This window comes from Daejeonella sp., assembly GCF_044342615.1.
GTDB lineage: Bacteria > Bacteroidota > Bacteroidia > Sphingobacteriales > Sphingobacteriaceae > Daejeonella.
This window is the reverse complement of the sequence record NZ_JBIIPN010000024.1, coordinates 1-24,567: the sequence shown is the minus strand read 5'-3', so window position 1 is coordinate 24,567 and position 24,567 is coordinate 1. Positions and strand designations below refer to the sequence as shown.

Here is a 24,567-nt window from a genome sequence, read left to right as displayed (position 1 = left end):
ATATTTTCATCTATCCTTATTTTGTTGTTCCCGGCAAAAATGTGGTTCATGGTATTGATGCGATGCCAGGAATTAATCATTTTTCAGTTGATACACTTTTGAAGGATGTTGAGAAATCCTTGAAAGTTGGACTAAACAAAGTGTTGCTTTTTGGTGTTGGTGAAGAAAAGACGGAGGATGCTAGTTCATCTTTTGATAAAAACTCAATCGTAGCAAATGCAGTTCGTGAATTAAAAAGAGCTTTTGCCGATGATATTTACGTGGTTACCGATGTGTGTACTTGTGCATATACTACGCACGGTCATTGTGGGATACTTCATGACAATTATGTACAGAATGATCAAACTGTTGATATTTTAGCTCAAATGGCATTGGCGCATGCTCAGGCAGGTGCTGATATGGTTGCTCCTTCGGATATGATGGATGGACGAATTCGTGTTATGCGAGAAAAATTGGATCAGCATGGCTTTGTAAATACTGCCATTATGAGTTATAGCATAAAATTTGCTTCAGCTTATTATGGTCCTTTTAGAGAAGCTGCTGATTCTGCGCCAGGAAAGGGCGATAGAAAGGCCTATCAGATGGATTTTAGAAATCCTCGTGAAACTATGCGCGAATCTGCTCTTGATGAGCTAGAAGGTGCTGATATTCTGATGGTTAAGCCAGCATTGGCCTATTTAGACGTTATTCAAAGTTTAAGAGCTAGCACCAATCTGCCAGTTGCTTGTTATAATGTTTCTGGCGAATATTCGATGGTTAAAGCAGCGGCAGCAAATGGCTGGATTGATGAGCAGAAAGTAGTCATGGAAAATATGTACGCCTTTGCTAGAGCAGGAGCTAATATTATAATTACTTATCATGCTAGAGATATTTTGGAGAAAAACTGGATGTAATTGAGTTGGCAGTTGACGGTTGTCAGTTGACAGTTGTCAGTCGAACGACATCTAAATAAATAGAAATTAATCAGTTGACAGTTATCAGTCAAACGACATCTGAAATAAATAGAAAATTAATAAGTGGACAGTTAAAAGTTACTAGGCAAGCGGCATTTGAAATAATTATTTAATGATTATTTTCCATTTAGTCTGACAACTGACAACCGATAACTGACAACCGAAAAAAAAATAAAATGTTAGAATCAATAAAAAAGATATTTTCAGGATCAGAGGACGAGCCCATTGTTAATTCTACGGTTAAACCGGATATTTCTAGAGAGAAGTCGGCAGAATTGTATGAAAAATCAAAAACTTTTTTCCCTGGAGGGGTAAATTCGCCAGTTAGAGCCTTCAAGTCGGTTTATGGAACACCACTATTCATTCAAAAGGGTGATGGTTGTTTTATTTGGGATGCGGATGGCAATCAATTCATTGATTTTTGTGCTTCTTGGGGTCCATTAATCCTGGGTCATAACAATACTGCAGTCCGTGAAAAAGTAACTGAAGTAATGCAGAATGGTATGAGTTTTGGGGCTCCTACAGCTCTTGAAAATCAGTTAGCTGAACTAATTCTTAAGCATAATAAATTTATTAAAAAGCTTCGTTTTACGAGTTCTGGAACAGAAGCTGTTATGTCGGCGGTTCGTTTGGCACGTGGCTATACCAAGCGCGATAAAATTATCAAATTTGAAGGTTGCTACCATGGTCACCTTGATTCATTATTGGTTAAAGCAGGTTCAGGATTAGTTACTTTTGGTGAAACATCATCGGCTGGAATTCCAAAATCTGTGGCAGATGAAACAATTGTTATTCCACTGAACAACATCCAAGCTGTAGAACAAGCATTTGATCAATTTAAAGATCAAATTGCGGCTATAATTATTGAGCCTGTTCCGGCAAATAACGGGCTATTGCTTCAGACAAAGGATTTCTTAGAATTCTTACGTAGCATTTGTACAAAAAATAAGTCATTATTAATTTTTGATGAGGTTATTTCCGGATTTAGAGTCGGATTTGAAGGTGCTGCAGGCTATTATGATATCCAACCAGATATTATCACTTATGGTAAAATTATTGGCGGTGGATTGCCGGTAGGGATGTATGGCGCCTCTGAAGAGATTATGGGCATGATCTCGCCGGATGGCCCTGTTTATCAAGCAGGTACCTTGTCCGGAAATCCGGTTGCTATGGCAGCAGGAATTGCGCAACTTACAGAATTATCAAAATCAAGCTTTTACAAGGATTTGAACGCTAAAACCGCTGAATTTGTGGAGTCGATTCAACGCTATGCAACTGCTAAAAATTATAAATTCAAGGTTTTTACAATAGGTTCTATTTTTTGGTTCGCCTTTACTGATTTGGAAAGTATCAGCTGTGCTGAAGATATCGATCCAGCAAGCATGGAAAAATTTAAAATCATGCATAGAGAGCTATTAAATCGAGGTATTTATCTTGGTCCCTCGGGTTATGAAGTCGGATTTGTTTCATCAGCACACTCGAAAATTGAACTAGAGAAGGCAAAACGTGCTATTTTTGAGAGTTTGGATATTGTTTTCAAGGGATAAAGAGCATGAAAAGACCGCTTATCATATTTTATGGACTAATTATTTACACCGTAATTCAAGTAATATGGTGGGGTAGGTTACTGCTTGCTGCAAAGCCTGATAGTCTGGGTATGATAATCGGTGAAAGTTCTGTTTTTATATTTATTTTCCTTGTTGGTGCTTTTTACATGCATAAAGCCATTAAGGGCGAACGTAAATTGCATAATCAGCAACGTAATTTTTTACTTTCTGTAACGCATGAGTTAAAATCGCCATTGGCTTCCATTAAATTGTATTTGGAGACTATTATTAAGAGAGATTTGGATGCAGATCAGCGAAAGTCATTTTTAACTAACTCATTAAAGGATATTGAGCGTCTTGATGATTTGGTAGAAAATATGCTCATTGCCACAAAAATTGAAAGTAAGTCCTACACTTTTCCTAAAGAACAATTTAATTTTTCACAGCTTGTTAACTCTGTTGCAGAGCGTTTGCAATTGCATACCTGTAGTTCTCATGTGATTAAAACGAAGGTTGATCCCCTGATTTTTATCAATGGTGATAAATTTGCACTTACATCAGTAGTAACCAATTTGGTTGAAAATGCCGTAAAATATTCTCCACCTTGTGCCGAGGTGAATGTAATTTTGAAACAAAAAGGTGCGCAAATAACCTTAATTGTTTCCGATTTTGGGATTGGTATCAATGATCAAGAAAAATCACGTATTTTTGATAAATTTTATCGAGTGGGAAGCGAAGAGACTCGCAAAACAAAAGGGACAGGTTTAGGCTTGTTCATTGTGAAGCAGGTTCTTGACAAGCACCAAGCTACAATTAAAGTGAAAAACAACAACCCTTCGGGGACTATCTTCGAAGTTATATTTAACGCACATGCCAATTAAACAAAGAATACTCCTAGTAGAAGATGAAGAGCATCTTCTCGAGGCCATCAAATTAAATTTGGAACTTGAAGGATATAAGGTTTCAACAGCTACAGACGGTAAAAAGGCCTTAAAAGTTTTCAAGGAAGAACGCTTTAACTTAGTGATTCTTGATGTGATGCTACCCGAAATTGATGGTTTCCAAGTTGCTGAGACTATTCGACTTGAAAATTCGGAAGTTCCAATTATGTTTTTAACAGCTAAAAATACGAGCGAAGACCGTGTTATGGGCTTGAAAAAAGGTGCTGACGATTACTTGGTAAAGCCTTTCAACCTAGAAGAATTGATTTTAAGAGTTGCCAATCTTGTAAAGCGTAGCCTTAAAGGAGATGAGCTGAAGGAATTAAATTCATATAAAATTGGAGATAAAACCATTTATTTCAATTCATTTGAGTTAAAGAGTGACGATGGAACAATAACTCCACTTACTAAAAAGGAGACGATGCTTCTTAAATTATTAATTGAACGTCGCAATGAGGCGGTTTCAAGAGAGCAGATTCTTGAAACAGTTTGGAATTATGATGTTTATCCATCCACTAGGACTATTGATAATTTCATTCTGACATTCCGTAAATATTTTGAACCAGATCAGAAGAATCCAACATATTTTCATTCCATTCGTGGGGTTGGGTATAAATTTATTGATAACCACTAAAAATGCTCACTAGAAAAGCCCGACTTTGGGTTCTTGCAATTGCAGTACTTTTACTCTTCTGGACTATCTATCAGCAGGTTTATGAAGTGACGGCGGCCGTAGTTTTAATGATTGGCTTCTTAATTTGGGGTTATTTTAGAGAAGGAACAGTGGTAATGGCAGCGCGAGAATTTCATGCCAAAAACTACGAAGAAGCTGAAATTTTATTGAAAGAAATAGAGGATCCTGATCGTTTAGGAAGGCATCGTCGTGGTTTTTATGAGTTTATTTATGGGAACTTAGAACTTCATAAACAAAATTATGAGGAGGCCGAGAAGCATTTTCAAATTGCAAGTCGCTTTCCACTACGTAACCAAAATGATAAAGCCATTGTATTGGTACATTTGGCAAACATAAACCTTCGTAAGAAGGATAAAGAAAAGGCGAAAGCCTATGTTGAGAAAGCTAAAACCTTTAAAATCTCAGCGAGAGTAAAAAATATTATCGAAAAGATTGAATCTGAAATTTAAATAACGTGAGCGCGAATAACATTCAAGAGAGCCTATTTTTAAGGGCTGCATTTTCAAAAAGTACCGAGCGACCTCCAGTTTGGATGATGCGTCAGGCAGGTAGATTTATGCCCGAATATTGGGAAATAAAAAATAAATACTCATTCCTGGAGATGTGTAAAACTCCGGAAATAGCTGCAGACGTAACCATGTTGCCTGTAAACCTTTTAGGTATTGATGCAGCAATTCTGTTCTCAGATATATTGGTAACGGCAGAAGCGATGGGTGGCGATTTGAGCTTTACGCAAGGTGTGGGACCGAAATTTGCAAATCCTGTGCGTAATCAAGCAGATGTTGATAGACTTTTGACTGATGTGGATGATAAACTTCAATACGTTGCTGATGCTATAAAAGTGATTCAGCAAAGGTTAAATGGCAGCATTCCTTTAATTGGCTTTGCTGGCGCTCCATTTACGGTGATGAGTTATCTTGTTGAGGGTGGATCGTCAAAGGATTTTAAATTGACTAAGCTGTTGATTCATAATCATCCTGAATTAGCACATCAATTGCTTGCTAAAATTGCAAAGGTTACTATTGATTATTTAAATCTTCAAATTGATGCAGGAGTAAATGCTTTACAATTATTTGATAGTTGGGCTCTAGCTTTATCATGGGATGATTACAAAGAATTCTCACATAATTATAACACGGAAATTATCTCTAAACTGAATAGAAAAGATATTCCAATCATCTCATTCTGCAAAGGAAGCTCCGTTTTTGCACCTTTAATGGCCGAATCAAAGCCCGATGTGATTTCTATCGATTGGAATGCAGATTTACTAGATATTAAGAGAACTTTACCTTCAGGAATTGCAGTTCAAGGGAATTTAGATCCTCATATTTTATATGCTGATAAAAAGGTGATAAAGGAAAGAATTCATCGTCTTTTTGAACGTATGCGTGGCGAAAATGGCTTTATTTTCAATTTGGGGCATGGTATTATGCCAGATATCCCTTTTGATAATGTAAAATATGCTGTTGAATTAATGAAGGAATTTAGATATTAATTGAAAGCCTAGCTTTTAATTATTAGCAAGCAAGATATGGCCTATTTATACTTAAAATCCATTCACATCATTTTTGTGGTCAGCTGGATGGCAGGCTTGTTTTATATTGTACGCCTATTTATCTATCATGTGGAGGCTAATGAACGCCCAGAATCTGAAAGATTAACCTTGCAAGCTCAGTTTGAGATCATGCAACATAAGCTTTGGTATATAATCACAACCCCAGCTATGGCGCTTTCTGTATTAGCTGGCATAGGCATGATTTGGGTAAACCCCAATTTGTTGAATATGAGTTGGATGTTGGTTAAACTTGCTTTTGTTGTTGGTTTGTTGATCTATCATTTCATGTGTCAACAAATCATGAATAAGCTAAAGCAAGGGGTTTTTACTTGGACATCCACCCAATTACGTTTATGGAATGAATTGGCAACCATATTTTTGGTAGCCATTGTGTTTACCGTTATTTTGAAAAGTGCGGTAGATTGGATTTATGGCTTAACGGGACTAATTATTTTCAGTGCTGTGATTATGTCGGCCGTAAAAATTTATAAATATTATCGTTTAAAAGGAAAATAAATTAGATTCTGTGTTTCTTTAATATTAGATTTATATTATTGAAATGAAAAACAATTTGTCTGATTTATAATCCCCAATGAAGAGATTTCTGCTTTTTTTATTGCTCCTCAGTATCTTTAATACTTCGATTGCACAAATCTCAACAGATAGTTTAGAATATCGAATACGCCCTGATAGCCTCAAAACAGGGGAGCTCCAATTAAGTGTTCAAAGTTTCAATTTTATGAGAAACTATGAATATTTCAATAAGATTCAAGATGGTTATACACTTTTTGGGACTCAGCTTGAGCCTCAATTAGTTTATTTTGCACATCCTCGTTTAGTTGTCACAGCAGGTTTACATCTACATAAAGATTTTGGTGCTAAAGGCATTTATAGAACCCTTCCTCTTTTTAGCGTGAAATATAAAAATGGTAATACTACGCTTATCAATGGTGTTTTGGAAGGGAATATCCATCATCGCATGGTAGAACCTATCTTTGATTTTGAAAAGAGAATTACTGATCCTGTTGAATATGGGACCCAGTTTCTTATTGAAAATAAATCTTTGTTTTTTGATGCCTTCATTAATTGGAAGCGCATGATTTATAAGCCATCGCCGGTACAAGAGGAAGTACTAGGTGGAATATCCGCCAATTATAAATTGTTAAAGGGTTCGAATATTCAGCTATCTATTCCGCTACAGCTGACCGTTTATCATAAAGGAGGTCAGATTGATGAGACTCCAGATCCTCTCGAAACATTTGTAAACTCTGCTGTTGGCCTAAAGATAAAAGTACCTATGAAAGGTTTTTTCAACGCTTTTAGGACAGAGAACTATTTAATTAAATACAATGATTTTTCCTTTACCCGTATTCAAGCTTTTAGCAAGGGGCATGGCTGGTATTTAAATGCTGGAGTTGACACCCATCATGGATCTTTAATGGGAACATATTGGAATGGGATGTCCTTTATTTCACAAAATGGAATGCCCCTATATCAAAGCGTTTCACAACATATTAATCATGTTGGCCATACGGAAAAAAACAGAAAGTTAGTCATGCTTCGTTATTCGTACCAGAAGCAATTAATTCCCAATCTATACCTTGATTTTAGATTTGAACCCTACATGGATTTAGGTCGCCCAGCTGGGACAAGAAAGATTGAGTTTTCTAATTCTTCTTTTTTGGTTTATAAACAATCTTTTAAGCTTTTGAAACCGAGGGTGGAGAGGTGATTAAACCGATTTTCCTTGCAAATCCCATTTTATTTTCGTATATTCTGTAATTGCGTAAATAACTCTACTTCTTTATCCGTCAAGTTAATGGGTATTTGAACGCTATATTCTATGTATAAATCCCCGAAAAGATTTTCCTTTTTATAAAGAGGAAAACCTTTACCTTTTAATTTTACTTTTGTACCATTTTGGGTGCCAGGTTTTACGTTCAACTTAACTTTTCCATTAAGGGTTTCAATTTGAATTTCACCACCTAAAATAGCGGTGTATAAATCAATTTCATTGTTTTTATGAAGATCATTGCCTTTACGTTTAAATTCAGGGTCTTCATTTATTAAAAAAGTTAGGAAAAGATCGCCATTCGTTGCACCATTTCTTCCAGGAGCTCCATGTCCCTTAATTTTTATAGTTTGTCCGTTTTCAACCCCTGCCGGAATTGTAAGTCGGATGTTTTTACCATTTACCGTGATAGTCCGTTTTTGCGTGCTATAAACATCCCTTAAATTAAGTCGCAGTTCTGCATTTAAATCCTGGCCCTTTACATTGGCTTGTCTTCCCGAACCTCCAAACATGGAACTGAAAAAGTCAGAGAAATCACTCTCTCCGAAATTTCCATTATAGCCTTGCTGTCTTCCAGAGTTTCTTGGCCCCGCCGATTCATATTGATTAGCATGTTTCCAATCCTTGCCAAACTGATCGTATTTTTTCCGTTTATCGGGGTCACTCAATACCTCATTAGCCTCATTTACTTCCTGAAACTTCTTTTGTGCATTTTGATTATTTGGATTTACATCGGGGTGGTATTTCCTTGCTTGTTTTCGGTAGGCATTTTTAATTTCCTTTTCGGATGCATTCTTGTCAATGCCTAAAATTTGATAGTAATCTACAAATGCCATGAAATAAGATTTATTTGAGGTGAAATGAAAAATGCACCATAAAGACCAGAATGAGACTAATGTAATGAATTTTTGTCATTTTTTGATGATGAATTTTTAATTATTTTATTGTGGATGCAACTCTTTTTTAAAGTTTAGCATCTTACCTTTAAAGAATATGAATTTGACTCACGTGTACACGATTGATAGTCTGCTTGAGGGATGTAAAATGGGTGATCGAAAAGCCCAGGAAAGTCTCTATAAAAAACTTTCATCAAAAATGATGGGTGTTTGCATGCGCTATGCAAAGGATACGAATGAGGCGGAGGATGTTTTGCAAATGGGTTTTGTAAAAGTTTTTCAGAAGGTTTCTGAATTTAGAGGGGAGGGTTCTTTTGAGGGTTGGATCAGACGGATTATGGTGAATACGGCGATTGAATCTTACCGTAAAAACCTCAGAAACTTAAATTTAGTGGATATTGAAGAGGTTTATGATCAGCCTCAAAGTACTTTTGATATGAGCGGATTAGAGATGAAGGATTTGCTGAAACTAGTGCAGCAGTTATCAAATGGCTACCGATTAGTATTTAATATGTACGTGATTGAGGGTTTCTCACACAAGGAAATAGCTGCCGAGCTCGGAATCAGTGAAGGGGCATCAAAGTCTCAGTTATCAAGAGCGAGGTCAATATTAAAAGAAAAAATAATTAAAATGGAGGGCTTAAATTATGCATCCCATATCGGATAAAGAATTGGATAAATTATTTCAGCAGCGTTTTGAAGATCTTCAAGTAGAACCTTCAAAAGAGGTTTGGGAAAAGATTTCCAATACCTTGGATAAGAAAAAACCAGCGAAAAGGACTTTTTCTATCTTCTGGATGGCTGCTGCGAGTATTGTAGTAGTACTTTCTTCCGGACTATGGTTCACAAGAACAGAAGAGAAAATCATTGCTCAAAGTAGTCCTGAAATTGTTCAAGAGGAAAAGGAAGTGGTTGAGCAAGATGCTGTAAATAAGAGTTTTAATACTATTAGCAAACAAGAATCTGTCCCGGTTTTGATAAGTAAGTCATTGGAAAATAAAGTAGCTAATGATTTGCCAAAAGCAGAACCAACCTTAGTAAATGAAGTTGTGAAGGTAATTCCCGAAACAAAAGCTCCTCAAGAGCAGTCTGGGGAAGTTATTGCTTCGAATGTAATCAAGAGACCGATTATCATTCAGCCTAAACAGCCAGTGAAAGTCCCGACGAGGTACTCAGGTGATCAATCATCTCTTGACCTCAGTCAGCCGGATTTGAGTCGTGCAGAATTAAGCGCATCAATCAGTGATCAAGATCGAAATTCTACAGATGACTTTAATTCAAATATTAAAAATAGAAAGGTTAGAGGGGTAGGTGGACTAGTAAACTTTGTGATTGCGCAAGTAGATAAACGTGAAGATAAACTGATTGAATTTACAGAAGGTGACGAGGGCACTGAAGTGTCAGGAATAAATTTGGGACTATTAAAAATAAAAAGTAAGAAGTAAAATCTATTGAAATGAAAAGAACATTAATTTTTAGCATCCTGTGTCTTTTAGTAACAGGCCTTAATGCACAACAAACAAAGGATACGGTACTTGTGGGTACACGTGATACTACTAGTGAATACAAAAAAAGTGTAGTGATTAAAATTGGCAGTTATGAATATTTAAAAAAGGATAGGAACAAAGAATATTTAAAAAAGGATACGAACAAAGTAGAGGTCAAGCCAAAAGATAAGCTCAAACTTCATTTTACTGCCACCCGTTTTGATTTTGGTATCAGTACCTATCTTGATAATGGTAGTTTTACCTTAAGTCCTGCAAATTCTTTTTTAGAACGCAATAACTCAAAAACTAGAAATTTTGCATTTGATTTCTTAGAAATGGGCTACCGTTTTAATAAAAATTTTAAGATTTATACTGCTGCAGGGCTTGATTGGACGCACATGCGCTTAAGGCAAAATATTACCATTCAAAAGTCTGCACCTACCCTTAGCTATGTAACTGAGTCGGTTGATTTCAAGAAGAATCGTTTTTCAAGCCAGTATCTTCGTATCCCTTTGGCTTTTCAATTTCGTTCAAATCCTATTAAAAAAGGGGATAGAATTGAGTTTGTGATAGGGCCGGAAATTGGATTCTTGTTAAATGGAAAAGTAAAGCAGGTGAGTAAAGAAAATGGCAAAGAGAAATTTAAGGATGATTATAATTTAAATCCTTTTAGATATGGAGCCGTTGCAAGATTGGGTTATGGCGGAACAGGAATTTACGTAAAATATTACGGGAATGATGTTTTTGCTGAAGGCCAGGGCCCAACAGATTTTAAAAACTTAGCATTCGGAATTTCATTTGGCATGTAAAAAATATCTTCAGAACCCCGCCTTTGCAATCATGCTTAGGCGGGGTTTTTTATTATATTTGAATCCATGTCGCAGCCTATAATTTCTCTCCAAAATATCAGTAAGCATTATTCTGAGGATTCTTCAGCGGGTGTTAACTCAATAAATCTTAGCATTCAAAAAGGTGATTTTATTGCTATTGTTGGCGAAAGTGGAAGTGGTAAGAGTACTTTATTGAAGTTAATTTACGGACTTTTAATGCCCGATTCGGGCGAGATTGAATTTAAAGGTAAGCCTCTTCATGGTCCCATAGAGAAATTAATCCCGGGCCACGACTCGATGAAAATGCTCAATCAAAATTTCAACCTCAATATTTATGCGAGGGTTTATGAAAATATTGAAAGCATGCTCTCAAATGAAGATTTGAAGTCTAAAAAAGAGAAGGCTCAGTCCATGATGAATTTTCTAAGAATTGATCATTTAGCCAATAAAAAAATCATTGAGTTGAGTGGGGGTGAGCAGCAGCGTGTGGCACTAGCAAGAGCAATTATTACTGAGCCAGAGGTTTTATTGTTGGATGAGCCTTTCAGTCAGCTGGATGCATTATTAAAAACTCAATTCCGTGCCGACTTAAAAAGGTTGAATGAGGAGCTTGGAATTACAGTGATTCTGGTCTCACATGACCCTGTAGATGGATTAACACTTTCAAATCAGATGATCATTTTAAAAGATGGAATCTTGATGGAATCGGGCAAGCCAGATCAAATATATTTAGCGCCAGCATATATTTATACAGGAAAACTTCTAGGTAATGCCTTTGTTCTATCTGCTGATGAAGGCCAAAAGATGGGATTGAAAACAAAAAAGGAGAACTTAATGATTTACCCTGAATGGGTACAACTAAAAAGTAGCTGGAGCAGTAAAGGATATTTAATAAAGGATATTTTCTTCAAAGGTTTTTATGAAGATTTGCTATTAGAGCGTGATAATGTTCAGATAATTGCGATGAATCCTAGGCCTGGAATTTATGCTAAAGGGCAGAAAGTGCAGGTGGTAGTGGATAAGTATTTAGAATATTAAGGCCGACCTATTTGGAAATAGGCCAGCCCTAATTCTTTAAATATTTTTGGCTAACCAATCGCCAACTTCACTAGTTTTATAGGCTTTATTTTTTCCTGAAAGATCTTCAGTGACAATGCCTTCAGCTAATGATTTGTTTACCACTTGACGAATTAATTCGGCTTCTTCTTTTAAACCAAATGCATCTTCAAACATCATGGCAGCCGAAAGTACGGTTGCAAGCGGATTTGCAATGTCTTTGCCTGCAGCTTGAGGGTATGACCCATGTATAGGCTCAAATAAAGAGGTGTGAAGGCCTATCGATGCGGATGGCATTAATCCCATAGAACCCGAAATTACTGATGCCTCATCCGTTAAAATATCACCAAAAAGATTTTCTGTGATCATCACATCGTAAGTGCTTGGCCATTGAACTAGGCGCATAGCTACAGCATCAACAAATTCATAGTTAACAGTCACTTCTGGATAGTCTTTTTCCATGTCTTGCACAGTTTCTCTCCATAAACGTGAACTTTCAAGTACATTGGCTTTATCAACACAGCATAGTCTTTTGCTTCTTGTCATGGCCATTTCAAAACCAAGTTTAGCTAGGCGTATTATTTCATCACGTGTATATGTACACGTATCAAAAGCAGTGTTCCCATTGTCTTTTCTTCCACGTTCACCAAAATAGATTCCTCCAGTTAGCTCACGAAGAATAATCAAGTCGGTTCCCTCAATTCGCTCTCTTTTAAGTGGAGAGTTATCTATTAATGAAGGAAATGTGAATGTTGGACGAACATTTGCAAATAAGCCTAATTTCTTACGCATTTTTAGAAGACCTTGCTCTGGGCGGACAGTTGCTTTAGGGTCGTTATCGTATTTTGGATCACCAATAGCTCCAAAAAGAATCGCATCTGCAGCCATACAAACTTCATGAGTACTATCTGGATAAGGCTCGCCAACAGCGTCAATAGCACAAGCTCCTGTTAATGCTGATGTCCAGTTAATTTCATGATTAAATTTTTTCGCAACAGCATTACATACTTTTACCGCTTGGTCAATTACCTCCGGACCAATTCCATCTCCAGCTAAAAGGGCTATGTTTAAATTCATATTTTTAGTTATTAGTTATCAGTTGTCAGTTATCGGTTATCAGTTGTCGGTTGTCAGTTGTGAGTTATCAGTTGTGAGTTATCAGTAAAGCGACAATTAAAATTAGATGTTTATTTATATTGTTATTTGTCTTAAGATATTTAAAAAGAGTATAATTCTTGGGCTATTATGGATTAAAGATCTCCGTAATCACACAAATCAAACAAATCATAGTTCAGACATTTTTTTAGTATCTAGTAATTAGTATTTAGTAATTAGAAATGTGTTATTTAGAACTATTTTGATAAATGACTGTGTCTTATTCTTTTCTCCATATTCCTTTCTCCCTATTCCTTACTCTTTTCCATCCACTATATCAGTTGTCGTATGTCTGTCAACTGCCAACCGATAACTGACAACTCAATTATATAATATTCAACATTTTCTGTGTCGATTTTATCGCACTTACCGTTTGATCTGAATCCAAACCCCTTGTGATAAATTTTTTATTGACTGTTTCCCAAGTAATAATTGTTTCACAAAGGGCGTCAGAATTACTACCTGGGGCCACTCGCACGGCATAATCAATCAACTTCGGCAAACATAGATCTTTTTTAGCATAAACTTTTGTGAGGGCCTTCATAAAGGCATCAAATTGTCCATCGCCTTGTGCATTTGCTTCAAAAAGTTCGCCATCAATTCTAACAGATATTGTAGAAGATGGTCTTAAACCCTTAGAATGCGTTAATACATAAGATTCAACAACCACCTTATCAACGGCAGTATTACTGTTTAGCACATCCGAAATGATATAAGGTAAATCTTCTTTTGTAACTGTTTCCTTCATGTCGCCGAGTTCGATAACGCGTTGGGTGACTTTTTTCAGATCCTCATCACTTAATTTAAGTCCCAGTTCTTGTAGATTTTTCTCAATATTAGCCTTTCCAGATGTTTTTCCGAGTGCATAGCTTCGTTTTCTGCCGAATCGCTCGGGCAGAAGGTCGTTAAAATAAAGGTTATTTTTATTATCACCATCTGCGTGAATACCAGCAGTTTGCGTGAATACATTTTCACCAATAATGGGTCTATTTGCAGGAATTCTGATTCCTGAAAAGGTTTCAACGAGCTTGCTTACTGTATAAATAGCTTCTTCATTAATATTATTTACTAGCTCAGGCATAAAATCATTAAGTGCAGCCACTGCACTAGCAATGGAAGCATTTCCTGCTCTTTCGCCCATGCCATTAACGGTTAAGTGTAAACCATTGGCACCTGCTCTAATTGCCTCTAAAATATTTGCATTTGCCAAATCATAATCGTTATGAGCATGGAAATCGAGATGCATCTCAGGGTATCTGGTTTTAATTTCTGAAATGTATTTAAAAGTCTCATTTGGTGTCAAAACACCTAAAGTGTCGGGCAATAAGACCCTTTTAATAGACTGTTTAGATAAAAAATCGAGGTATTGAAACACATATTCAGGGGAGTTACGCATCCCGTTGCTCCAGTCTTCAAGGTAAATATTAGTAGAAATATCTAATTTTTGTGCTTGTTCAATTATGTTTTTAATTTCAGAAAAATGTTGCTCTGGACTTTTCTTTAGCTGATGAGTGAGGTGGTTTAAAGAACCTTTAGTCAATAAATTTTGGACCTTCACACCGGCCTTTGCCATCCACTCGATCGAAACCCCTTGATCAACAAATGAGAGTACCTCAATTTTCTGGGTATAGCCATGGTAATTAGCCCAGTCCATAATAGCCTTAACGGATGCAAATTCCCCTTCAGAAACTCTTGCAGAGGCAATCTCAACGCGATCAACTCTAAGTTCTTCAATTAGCAGCTGTGTGATGGTCTGCTTTTCAGATATTGAGAAGGAAACTCCGGAGGTTTGTTCACCGTCGCGGAGTGTTGTATCCATTATTTCTATTTTCCTTTTTTCCATTTGACTGCTTTTATTTATAAAGGAAGTTTGCTGGCAAATTCTTCTATTTCAGTTTTGATATTTTGCAGATAATCGATGTCGTCGAAGCCATTTATCATGTTATCTTTTTTGTAGGCGCTAATCTCAAATGTTTCTTTTTCGCCGGTAGATAAAATGCTGATGCTTTGCTCCGGTAGGTTAACTTCTAATTCGGTTTTAGGATCTGCTTCAATAGCACGGAAGATTTTTTCGGCAAATTCCGGACTTACTTGCACGGGTAAAACACCAATATTTAGGCAATTGTTCTTGAAGATATCGGCAAAAAAGCTCGAAACCACACATCTGAAACCATAATCGTACACCGCCCATGCAGCATGTTCTCTTGATGATCCTGAGCCAAAATTCTTCCCACCAACAAGTATTTTGCCACTGTAAAGAGAGTTATTTAGTACAAATTCGGTTTTGGGTGTATTATCTGGATTATATCTCCAATCTCGGAAAAGGTTATCACCAAATCCCACACGCTCTGTAGCTTTTAAAAAACGTGCCGGTATAATTTGATCGGTATCCACGTTCTCTATCGCTAGAGGAACTGCAGTACTTTTAAGTATATTGAATTTATCGTAAGCCATTTTTATTCTTTTTGATATTCGCTTTTTAATTAAATGAGAGTTCTAGGGTCAGTTACTTTTCCAGTTATTGCTGCTGCTGCTGCAACAAGCGGACTAGCAAGCATTGTTCTTGAACCCGGTCCTTGGCGGCCCTCAAAGTTCCTGTTAGAGGTACTTACTGCATATTTCCCTTCTGGAATTTTATCATCATTCATGGCAAGGCATGCAGAACAACCAGGCTGACGTAGGGTAAATCCAGCTTCATTTAAGATATCTAACAATCCTTCCTCTTTAATTTGGGCTTCCACAATATGGGAACCAGGTACTAGCCAGGCAGTTACGTGATCAGCCTTTTTCTTGCCTTTTACAATGGATGTAAATGCTCTGAAATCTTCGATACGTCCATTGGTGCAGCTACCTATAAATACATAGTCAACTTTTTTGCCCATCATCGACTCGCCTTCATTAAAGCCCATATAGTTTAATGATTTAGCATAAGATGCAACACCACCTTCTACTTCACTTGCGTTTGGAATAGATTTTGAAATTCCCATACCCATTCCAGGATTTGTACCATAGGTAATCATAGGCTCAATAGAGGCGCCATCGTAAGTGTACTCTATGTCGAAAATAGCGTCTGCATCAGACTTTAGGGATTTGTAATAGGCTAATGCTTTTTCCCATGCTTCCCCCTTCGGACTAAATTCACGTCCTTGAACATAGTTGATAGTGGTTTCGTCTGGTGCAATCATCCCACCTCTAGCACCCATTTCAATACTTAGGTTACATACCGTCATACGACCTTCCATGGTCATGTTTTCGAAAACTTCACCGGCGTATTCAACGAAATAACCAGTTGCTCCAGACGTGCTAAGTTGAGAAATAATGAATAAAGCCACATCTTTAGGAGTTACGCCTTTGCCAAGCTTTCCATTGATATTGATTCTCATTTTCTTAGGCTTTTCTTGCATGATACACTGAGTGGCAAGAACCATCTCAACTTCGGAAGTTCCAATTCCAAAAGCAATTGCTCCAAAAGCACCATGTGTAGATGTATGTGAATCTCCACAAACGATAGTTGCCCCGGGTTGAGTAATTCCATATTCAGGTCCTACAACATGCACAATGCCATTTTTTTGATGTCCTAATCCCCAATAGCTGATGCCGTATTCATTTGAATTCGACTCCAAAGCTTTTAATTGGTTTGCGGAAAGTGGATCTTGAACAGGTAAATGCTGATTTATTGTGGGGGTATTGTGATCTGCTGTCGCGAAAGTCCGACCCGGATACAATACTTTAATACCTCTGCTTTTTAATCCGAGGAAAGCCACCGGACTAGTAACCTCATGAATTAAGTGTCTATCAATAAATAATACATCGGGACCACCTTCAATCTTTCGAACTACGTGAGAATCCCACACTTTGTCAAACAATGTTTTGCTCATTTTTTTTTAGTATTTAGTACTTAGTACTGAGTTATTTTATACAAATTTGTTTAATGCGTCTAGATAGGCATTGGCAGAGGCACGAACGATATCAGTGCTAAAACCATAACCTTTATAGGATTTTCCATCATCTGTAACGCGCATATCAACCTTGCTCACATCATCACTTCCACTATGAATTGCGTGGATATTAAATTCTTTGATGTTAAAGCTTTTACCAATAATTTGCTCAATTGCCTTAATTGTAGCATCTACAGGGCCATTTCCTTTGGCTGTGGCTTCGCTATCTTTGCCTTTATAATGAAGAGTTATAGTGGCTTCGGGACTAGCCTGGTCGCCGCAAACTACTTTCAGAGCTTTTATTGCTAGTCCGTTTTTATAATTATTTTGTGTTTCATGCCCCATCAGGAACAAGATATCATCATCTTTTATCTCTTTTTTACCGTCTGCGAGAGTCAAGAAACGCTCATAAACCTGATCAAGGTCAATACGTTCAATGGTATAACCCAAACGTTCTAAGTGGTGGTTAAGGGCATGGCGACCACTACGAGCGGTTAAAATGATCTCAGATTGATCAATTCCAACATCCTCCGGGTTTATAATTTCGTAGGTTTCTCTATTTTTTAAAACTCCATCTTGGTGGATGCCTGAGCTATGTGCAAATGCATTTTTTCCGACAATTGCTTTATTTGGTTGGACAGGCATGCGCATCATGCGACTAACCATTCCACTTAATTCATATAAATGTTTACTATTGACTTTATGCGTAAAATTCAAGTTGTGATGTGTTTTAAGGATCATCACAATTTCTTCCAAAGCTGTATTTCCTGCACGCTCACCTATTCCATTAATGGTACATTCTACTTGTCGGGCACCATTTTGAATACCAGCAATACTATTTGCTGTTGCTAGACCTAGGTCGTTATGACAATGCACTGAAATAATTGCTTGGTCAATATTTTTAACGTTTTCTTTCAAAAAACGAATTTTTTCACCGTATTGTTCGGGAAGACAATAGCCATTAGTGTCTGGAATATTTACAACCGTTGCACCAGCAGCAATTACTGCCTCAATCATTTTTGCTAAATATTCATTGTCAGCTCTGCCGGCATCCTCAGCATAGAATTCGATGTCTTCAACAAAACTTTTAGCGTATTTAACCGCCTCAACAGCACGCTCCAAAATTGCTTCACGATTGCTATTGAACTTATATTTTATGTGATTATCGGATGCACCAATGCCCGTATGAATACGTGGTCTTTTGGCAAATTTTAGAGCCTCGGCGGCACAATCAATATCGCCCTTATTGGCTCTGGTGAGGGCACAGATGATTGGTTCACGTACGGCTTTAGAAAGCTCAAGTACACTTTGAAAATCACCGGGACTTGAAATTGGAAATCCAGCCTCAATAACATCTACACCAAGAATCTCAAGAGACTTGGCGATTTCTATTTTTTCTACCGTAGAAAGCTGGCATCCAGGCACTTGCTCTCCATCTCTAAGCGTGGTATCAAAAATATAGATGCGGTTTGGATCGTGTAACATATCTAATAATTATTCAAGCATTTCTGCTTTTTGCTTCCCAAAAAGGGAATAAAATTTTAATAAACTAAAATCTGTAATACAGAATTAAATAGAATTTAAGCTTGCAAAAATTCGCAAGCTTAAATTCATTAAACTTATTTTTCAGGTTGATTTTCAGGGCGTAAGCTTCTTACCGCCTGACCTGCCTGCCAAATTTCGCTATCATGTAAAGTCTTGAGTTCTGCTTCAAGTTTTACACGGTAGTCTGGTTGGCTATTTAATTTTATTGTTCTTTCTGCTTCTTTCCCAGATGCTACGCTTTCATACAGTTCATCAAAAACAGGTTGAGTTGCATCGCGGAAACGTCCTTTCCAGTCTAAAGCACCACGTTGTGCAGTTGTAGAACAATTAGCATACATCCAGTCCATGCCATTTTCTGCAACTAATGGCATCAAACTTTGAGTTAGCTCTTCCACAGTTTCATTGAATGCTTCAGAAGGTGAATGTCCGTTTCTACGTAAAGTATTGTATTGAGCTTCAAAAATTCCAGCGATAGCACCCATCAAAGTTCCACGCTCACCTGTAAGGTCAGAGTAAACTTCTTTACGGAAATCAGTCTCAAATAAATATCCAGAACCAACGCCAATACCTAATGCAATTGCGCGATCTCTACCTTTTCCTGTTGCATCTTGGTGGATAGCGAAAGATGAGTTTAAGCCTTTTCCAGCTAAGAATAAACGGCGCAATGAGGTTCCAGAACCTTTTGGAGCCACTAAAATAACGTCAACATCTGCAGGTGGGATAATTCCTGTTTGTTCTTTGTAAGTGATACCAAAACCATGAGAAAAGTACAATGCCTTTCCAGGAGTTAAATACTTTTTGATTGTTGGCCAAAGTGCAATTTGTCCGGCATCTGATAAAAGATATTGAATGATTGTTCCTTTTTCAGCGGCTTCTTCAATTTCAAATAGAGTTTCGCCAGGCACCCAACCATCTGCAATAGCTTTATCCCATGTTTTTGAGTCTTTACGCTGACCGATAATTACCTTAATGCCGTTGTCGCGCAGGTTTAATGCTTGCCCCGGACCTTGAACTCCGTAGCCAATTATTGCTACAGTTTCATTTTTAAGTACTTCACGTGCTTTGTCTAAGGGGAATTCTTCGCGGGTTACTACCTCTTCAACAACCCCACCGAAATTAATCTTTGCCATTTTGTTTTGTTTTTATTTAATGTTATTTATTGTTTGTCTTCTTATTAATTTACATGGTGAAAATCTTTTGCCCATTATTAAGGAACTCATTTTCAGATGTTTCTTCACCAGGTTCAGCCTTTTCAAATTCACGTAATTTGCGGTTGAAGCCTTCACTATGTTTTATGATAGCTACTCTTGCACTTCGTACAAATTCTATTAACCCAAAAGGTTGTAAAATTTTTATCAAGGCATCTGTTTCTTCGCGGTGTCCGGTGGTTTCAAAAACGGTATAATCCTTACGAATTACGACTGCACGGGCACCATTTTCACGTAGAAGGCGCTCTACACTTGCTTTTTCGGCAATAATGTCTGTTGGGACTTTGTAGAGGGCAAGTTCTTGCCAAATTACCTCGTCGTTGGTGTTAAAATATACTTTCAGTACTTCCACTTGCTTCTCAATTTGTCGGGAAAGCTTTTTTACAATTTCCTCAGTCTCATTTACCACAATGTTAAATCTGTGAATGCTTTCAATTTCGGAAGGCGAAGTATTTAGGCTATGAATATTTATTTTACGGCGAGTGAAAATAATTGCAATCCTATTTAGGAGTCCGATTTGATTTTCAGTGTACACCGTTATATTATATTCCTGTTTTCCAGGTGCTTTTTCTATCTCGTTTTGATTGCTCATTTTTTTGTTTCTAATTTGATGAACATTTATTATTTCAACCTGATTTCACTCACGCTACATCCTTGTGGAACCATCGGGAACACATTATTTTCTTTAGTAACCATTGCTTCTAAGAGGAATGATCCCTTGTTATTTAACATTTCTTCTAATGCTGAGCTGAGATTTTCACGTTCAGAAATACTTCTTCCTTTGATGCCATAGGCTGCTGCAACAGCCACAAAATCAGGGCTCTGGATATCAACGAAGGAGTATCGATTATCGTTGAAAAGTTCCTGCCATTGTCTCACCATTCCTAAAAAACGGTTGTTTAAGATGAGGATCTTCACATCCACACCACTTTGCATGATGGTACCAAGTTCCTGAATGGTCATTTGAAAACCGCCATCACCAATTACAGCAACCACAGTTTTTTGAAGAGCACCAAACTTAGCTCCAATGGCAGCAGGAAGGGCAAATCCCATAGTTCCTAGTCCACCACTAGTCACATTACTCCGACTATTATTTAATTTTGCATATCTACAAGCCACCATTTGATGCTGTCCAACATCCGTTACAATCACAGCTTCACCTTTTGTTAATTCATTCAATTGATGAATCACTTCTCCCATAGTGAGTTCTCCGCTTGTGGGATGAAGCTCATTTTGAATTACTGCATCGAACTCATTTTTATCGAATGCTCTAAATTTTTGTAGCCATTCAGGATGATTTTTTTTCTCAATCAATTCAGTTAAGGCTGGGATAGTTTCTTTACAATCGCCCCATACTGGAACAGTTGTTTGAACATTTTTATCTATTTCTGATGGGTCGATATCTAAATGAATGATTTTTGCCTGTTTAGCATATTTATCTAATCGACCAGTAACTCGATCATCGAATCGCATTCCGATAGCAATAAGCACATCACACTCATTGGTAAGCACATTGGGGCCATAATTACCGTGCATGCCCAACATTCCAACATTAAGGGTGTGATCTGTTGGGATAGCGCCTGCACCTAATATTGTCCATGCGGCAGGAATTCCGCTTTTTTCTACTAGCGCTCTAAATTCCTGCTCTGCTTCACCTAAAATTACTCCCTGTCCCCAAATAATGAAAGGTTTCTTAGCCTGATTGATCAATTCTGCTGCCTGAACAATATATTCTTTTCTAATCAATGGCTTCGGGCGATAGCTACGGATATGATTACAAGGAGAATATCCACTAAAATCAAATTTTTGAAGTTGTGCATTTTTGGTAATATCAATTAAAACAGGTCCAGGACGGCCACTTCTAGCGATGTAAAATGCTTTGCTGATTACTTCTGGAATTTCATTTGCATCCGTTACTTGATAATTCCATTTTGTGACAGGAGTGGTAATATTGATCACATCCGTTTCTTGGAAAGCATCTGTTCCTAAGAGATGGGCAAATACCTGGCCTGTAATACAAACGAGGGGAGTGCTATCAATCATGGCATCTGCAAGACCTGTTACTAAGTTTGTTGCTCCCGGACCACTAGTTGCGAATACTACTCCAACTTTTCCAGATGTTCTTGCAAAACCTTGCCCAGCGTGAATACCACCTTGCTCATGTCTTACTAGAATATGATTTAATTTATCTTTATAATCGTAAATAGCATCATAGATAGGCATAATTGCTCCTCCGGGATAACCGAAAATAACATTCGTCCCCTCTGCAATTAAGGCTTCAAGTAAAGCTACAGAGCCCGAAACTTCTTTTGTTTCAATAGGTTTAGTTTCACTTAAAATTGTCTGGGCCTTTTCCATATTATTCTGTTTGTTTTCTTTGTGTGCGCAAATGGAATTAACATTCGCTCATTTTTTAATCTTCATCTGTTACGCAACCCTCTGAAGCGTTTTTTACTTGTTTGAAGTATTTGAATAAGACTCCATTTTTTACAGGAGGCTCCGGTTGTATCCAAACTTTCCTTCTATTTGTCATTTCTTCATCCGAAATCATGACATTAATTGAATTCTTGATGGCACTAATTTCTATAGCATCACCATCTTGAACTAATCCGATATTTCCACCTTCAAATGCTTCGGGAGTTATATGCCCTACAACAAAACCGTGCGTTCCACCTGAAAAACGTCCATCAGTAATTAGTGCAACCGAGGATCCTAAACCGGCACCAAATATGGCAGAGGTCGGCTTTAACATCTCAGGCATACCTGGAGCACCTTTGGGACCTACATTTCGGATAACAACAACATCACCTGCTTTTACTTTACCGCTACTAATGCCATGAATTAATTCAAATTCGCCATCAAATACACGTGCTGGACCGGTAAACGATTCGCCTTCTTTGCCACTAATTTTAGCTACGGAGCCTAGTGGTGCAAGGTTTCCATAAAGCATTTGTAAGTGGCCAGTTTTTTTAACCGGATTTTCATATGGTAGGATGACATCTTGACTATTAAAATCTAGATCAGCGGCATTTGCTACATTCTCGGCGAGTGTTTTGCCAGTAACTGTAAGGCAATCGCCATGAATCAGGCCTTTTTGTAAAAGATATTTTAGTACAGATGGTAAACCACCGATAGCATGAACATCTTCCATCATGTATTTACCACTTGGTTTTAGGTCAGCAATAACTGAAGTCTCATCGCTAATTTTTTGAAAATCAGACAATTCAAGCTTTATTCCAACCGATTTAGCCATTGCAATTAGATGCAAAACAGCATTTGTGGAACCACCAAGAACCATTACTGTAACTATGGCGTTATGAAACGCCTTTTTGGTCATAATATCTCTTGGTTTTATATCTTTTTCAAGCAAAATTCGTATGTATTTGCCAGCATCTAAACATTCCTGCTTTTTTTCAGCACTTAGCGCAGGGTAAGAAGAACTGTATGGGAGGCTCATTCCCATCGCTTCAATTGCAGATGCCATGGTATTTGCTGTGTACATTCCGCCACATGCTCCTGCACCAGGGCAAGCTCTTTGAATGATTCCTTGATAATCCTCTTCATCTAGATTCCCTGCTAACTTTTGCCCTAATGCTTCAAATGCAGAGACTATGTTTAGAGATTGGCCTTTGTATTGACCAGAGTGAATGCTACCACCATAGACCATAATTGCAGGACGATTTAAACGTCCCATCGCGATAATTGCTCCAGGCATATTTTTATCACAGCCAGGTAATGCGATTAATCCATCGTAGTAATGCCCTCCACAAACAGTTTCAATCGAGTCGGCGATTAGATCTCTAGAAACCAAGGAATAGCGCATTCCTTCTGTTCCATTTGTAATACCGTCACTAATTCCGATGGTGTGGAACATTAATCCCACCAAATTATTATCCCAAACGCCTTTTTTAACATCTTTTGCAAGATCATTGAGATGCATGTTACAAGTATTGCCATCGTAACCCATGCTTACAATGCCTACTTGAGCTTTTGAAAGATCTTCAGTTGTTAATCCAATTCCATAAAGCATAGCCTGTGAAGCTGGTTGCGTGGGGTCTTGCGTGACTGTTTTACTGTATTTATTGAGTGCCATGTATTTTATGTCTTGATCTTTTTCCTTTTTGGATTGATTCTGATTTGTTCTTTTTAAAAACAAGAATTATTATTCTTTAAACTCTAATTAAATAATGCAATTGATTGTTATAATTTATACTTGCAAGCCACGAATCAATGCTTTTTAGAAAGCTAATTATAGACCTGCATAAACCAATTTTTGACCATTATTTGACGATTTATTAATTTCTTAATTATTGTAATTTCAATTTAAGTTCTTATTGTTTAACTATCAATAGAGGATCCATTTATTTTCAATTAGAATAAAATATTGAATAATTAAAATCTACGGTATAATATTTTGTAAATATTTAATTATTCTATATAAAATATTGATATTATATACCAAAATGGTTTTGGGTTTTCGGTTCAAAAAATCGATTTCTCAACTGATTGAGGTATTTTCTGCTTAAAATCGGATTTATTGGCTAGGAATTGAAATTAATTGGAAACAAAAAAGCCCTTCTAATTTGGAGATTAGAAGGGCTTAAAAAGGGGGATATTTTTAGGAATTTATAGTTCCTTCTGCAAGCACCATAATTGAATTATTTAATACTTCAATTACACCGCCTTTGATATAAATAGTTTCTTCAGAATTATCTTTACGGATAATCACTTTACCATCCTCCAAAGTAGAGATGATTGGAGCGTGGTCTTTCAAGACTTCGAAAGATCCCATAGTACCAGGTACAGTTACAGATCTTACTTCTCCTTCGTAAACTTTTTTATCAGGTGTTAATATTTCTAATTTCATATTTTTTAGAATCGAGATGTTAGAATCGAGATTTGAGATTTGAGATTTTCTATTCTCTCATATCTATCGTCTCATATCTCACATCTGTTGTCTCATATCTCCC

At 37.2% G+C, this 24,567-nt stretch carries 23 protein-coding genes; 12 read left to right on the top strand and 11 right to left on the bottom strand.

What is annotated here, in order from left to right; translation table 11 throughout:
* The first annotated feature begins 2 nt into the window (after window positions 1-2).
* From hemB to ACIQ0D_RS03790, 8 genes are all read left to right on the top strand, one after another.
* Entirely contained in the window at window positions 3-893 is an 891-nt protein-coding gene (hemB, locus tag ACIQ0D_RS03825) for a porphobilinogen synthase (protein ID WP_395803239.1), read from the top strand.
* Window positions 894-1,129: 236 nt separating this feature from the next.
* A complete protein-coding gene (gene hemL / locus ACIQ0D_RS03820) occupies window positions 1,130-2,500 on the top strand; it encodes a glutamate-1-semialdehyde 2,1-aminomutase (protein WP_395803238.1) in 1,371 nt (456 codons plus the stop codon).
* Window positions 2,501-2,505: 5 nt separating this feature from the next.
* Window positions 2,506-3,381 (top strand): sensor histidine kinase, encoded by an 876-nt coding sequence (locus tag ACIQ0D_RS03815; RefSeq protein WP_395803237.1) that lies wholly within the window; start codon window positions 2,506-2,508, stop codon window positions 3,379-3,381.
* The gene (locus ACIQ0D_RS03810) at window positions 3,371-4,075 is read left to right on the top strand and encodes a response regulator transcription factor (protein ID WP_395803236.1); all 705 of its coding nucleotides are present in this window, start codon (window positions 3,371-3,373) and stop codon (window positions 4,073-4,075) included. Before ACIQ0D_RS03815 ends, ACIQ0D_RS03810 begins: the two co-directional genes overlap by 11 nt.
* Before the next feature lie 2 nt (window positions 4,076-4,077).
* The gene (locus tag ACIQ0D_RS03805) at window positions 4,078-4,584 is read left to right on the top strand and encodes a tol-pal system YbgF family protein (RefSeq protein WP_395803235.1); all 507 of its coding nucleotides are present in this window, start codon (window positions 4,078-4,080) and stop codon (window positions 4,582-4,584) included.
* A 20-nt stretch (window positions 4,585-4,604) separates the two neighbouring features.
* On the top strand, window positions 4,605-5,630 hold the full coding sequence (gene hemE, locus ACIQ0D_RS03800; protein WP_395803240.1) for a uroporphyrinogen decarboxylase: 1,026 nt from the start codon (window positions 4,605-4,607) through the stop codon (window positions 5,628-5,630).
* Window positions 5,631-5,666: 36 nt separating this feature from the next.
* The gene (hemJ, locus tag ACIQ0D_RS03795; protein ID WP_395803234.1) at window positions 5,667-6,206 is read left to right on the top strand and encodes a protoporphyrinogen oxidase HemJ; all 540 of its coding nucleotides are present in this window, start codon (window positions 5,667-5,669) and stop codon (window positions 6,204-6,206) included.
* A 76-nt stretch (window positions 6,207-6,282) separates the two neighbouring features.
* Window positions 6,283-7,422: a hypothetical protein gene (locus ACIQ0D_RS03790; RefSeq protein ID WP_395803233.1), complete on the top strand. Its 1,140-nt coding sequence runs from the start codon at window positions 6,283-6,285 to the stop codon at window positions 7,420-7,422.
* A gap of 29 nt (window positions 7,423-7,451) precedes the next feature.
* Here ACIQ0D_RS03790 and ACIQ0D_RS03785 read toward each other — a convergent pair whose 3' ends face one another.
* The gene (locus ACIQ0D_RS03785; RefSeq protein WP_395803232.1) at window positions 7,452-8,318 is read right to left on the bottom strand and encodes a DnaJ C-terminal domain-containing protein; all 867 of its coding nucleotides are present in this window, start codon (window positions 8,316-8,318) and stop codon (window positions 7,452-7,454) included.
* A gap of 157 nt (window positions 8,319-8,475) precedes the next feature.
* On the opposite strand from ACIQ0D_RS03785, the gene ACIQ0D_RS03780 reads away from it, so the two are divergent.
* The 4 genes from ACIQ0D_RS03780 to ACIQ0D_RS03765 all read left to right on the top strand — a co-directional run bounded on the left by ACIQ0D_RS03780 (window position 8,476) and on the right by ACIQ0D_RS03765 (window position 11,733).
* Window positions 8,476-9,045 carry an RNA polymerase sigma factor gene (locus ACIQ0D_RS03780; protein ID WP_395803231.1) on the top strand — a complete coding sequence of 190 codons (570 nt, stop codon included), beginning with the start codon at window positions 8,476-8,478 and terminating at the stop codon, window positions 9,043-9,045.
* On the top strand, window positions 9,026-9,823 hold the full coding sequence (locus ACIQ0D_RS03775) for a hypothetical protein (RefSeq protein WP_395803230.1): 798 nt from the start codon (window positions 9,026-9,028) through the stop codon (window positions 9,821-9,823). Before ACIQ0D_RS03780 ends, ACIQ0D_RS03775 begins: the two co-directional genes overlap by 20 nt.
* An 11-nt stretch (window positions 9,824-9,834) precedes the next feature.
* Complete coding sequence (locus ACIQ0D_RS03770) at window positions 9,835-10,674, top strand: outer membrane beta-barrel protein (protein ID WP_395803229.1); 840 nt, start codon at window positions 9,835-9,837, stop codon at window positions 10,672-10,674.
* 66 nt (window positions 10,675-10,740) lie between these two features.
* Window positions 10,741-11,733, top strand: coding sequence for an ABC transporter ATP-binding protein (locus ACIQ0D_RS03765; RefSeq protein ID WP_395803228.1), 993 nt, complete (start codon window positions 10,741-10,743; stop codon window positions 11,731-11,733).
* A 36-nt stretch (window positions 11,734-11,769) separates the two neighbouring features.
* Here ACIQ0D_RS03765 and leuB read toward each other — a convergent pair whose 3' ends face one another.
* The 10 genes from leuB to atpC all read right to left on the bottom strand — a co-directional run bounded on the left by leuB (window position 11,770) and on the right by atpC (window position 24,464).
* Complete coding sequence (leuB, locus tag ACIQ0D_RS03760; RefSeq protein ID WP_395803227.1) at window positions 11,770-12,828, bottom strand: 3-isopropylmalate dehydrogenase; 1,059 nt, start codon at window positions 12,826-12,828, stop codon at window positions 11,770-11,772.
* A 403-nt stretch (window positions 12,829-13,231) separates the two neighbouring features.
* Window positions 13,232-14,749 carry an alpha-isopropylmalate synthase regulatory domain-containing protein gene (locus ACIQ0D_RS03755; RefSeq protein WP_395803226.1) on the bottom strand — a complete coding sequence of 506 codons (1,518 nt, stop codon included), beginning with the start codon at window positions 14,747-14,749 and terminating at the stop codon, window positions 13,232-13,234.
* Window positions 14,750-14,763: 14 nt separating this feature from the next.
* A complete protein-coding gene (gene leuD / locus ACIQ0D_RS03750; protein ID WP_395803225.1) occupies window positions 14,764-15,360 on the bottom strand; it encodes a 3-isopropylmalate dehydratase small subunit in 597 nt (198 codons plus the stop codon).
* Between the two features lie 29 nt (window positions 15,361-15,389).
* On the bottom strand, window positions 15,390-16,784 hold the full coding sequence (gene leuC, locus ACIQ0D_RS03745; protein ID WP_395803224.1) for a 3-isopropylmalate dehydratase large subunit: 1,395 nt from the start codon (window positions 16,782-16,784) through the stop codon (window positions 15,390-15,392).
* A 36-nt stretch (window positions 16,785-16,820) separates the two neighbouring features.
* A complete protein-coding gene (locus ACIQ0D_RS03740) occupies window positions 16,821-18,329 on the bottom strand; it encodes a 2-isopropylmalate synthase (protein WP_395803223.1) in 1,509 nt (502 codons plus the stop codon).
* 134 nt (window positions 18,330-18,463) lie between these two features.
* Window positions 18,464-19,519 carry a ketol-acid reductoisomerase gene (ilvC, locus tag ACIQ0D_RS03735; protein WP_395803222.1) on the bottom strand — a complete coding sequence of 352 codons (1,056 nt, stop codon included), beginning with the start codon at window positions 19,517-19,519 and terminating at the stop codon, window positions 18,464-18,466.
* Between the two features lie 49 nt (window positions 19,520-19,568).
* The gene (gene ilvN / locus ACIQ0D_RS03730; protein WP_395803221.1) at window positions 19,569-20,189 is read right to left on the bottom strand and encodes an acetolactate synthase small subunit; all 621 of its coding nucleotides are present in this window, start codon (window positions 20,187-20,189) and stop codon (window positions 19,569-19,571) included.
* Between the two features lie 29 nt (window positions 20,190-20,218).
* Entirely contained in the window at window positions 20,219-21,955 is a 1,737-nt protein-coding gene (gene ilvB, locus ACIQ0D_RS03725; RefSeq protein ID WP_395803219.1) for a biosynthetic-type acetolactate synthase large subunit, read from the bottom strand.
* A gap of 55 nt (window positions 21,956-22,010) precedes the next feature.
* Complete coding sequence (ilvD, locus tag ACIQ0D_RS03720; RefSeq protein ID WP_395803217.1) at window positions 22,011-23,690, bottom strand: dihydroxy-acid dehydratase; 1,680 nt, start codon at window positions 23,688-23,690, stop codon at window positions 22,011-22,013.
* 525 nt (window positions 23,691-24,215) lie between these two features.
* On the bottom strand, window positions 24,216-24,464 hold the full coding sequence (gene atpC, locus ACIQ0D_RS03715) for an ATP synthase F1 subunit epsilon (RefSeq protein WP_291400065.1): 249 nt from the start codon (window positions 24,462-24,464) through the stop codon (window positions 24,216-24,218).
* Window positions 24,465-24,567 lie beyond the last annotated feature (103 nt).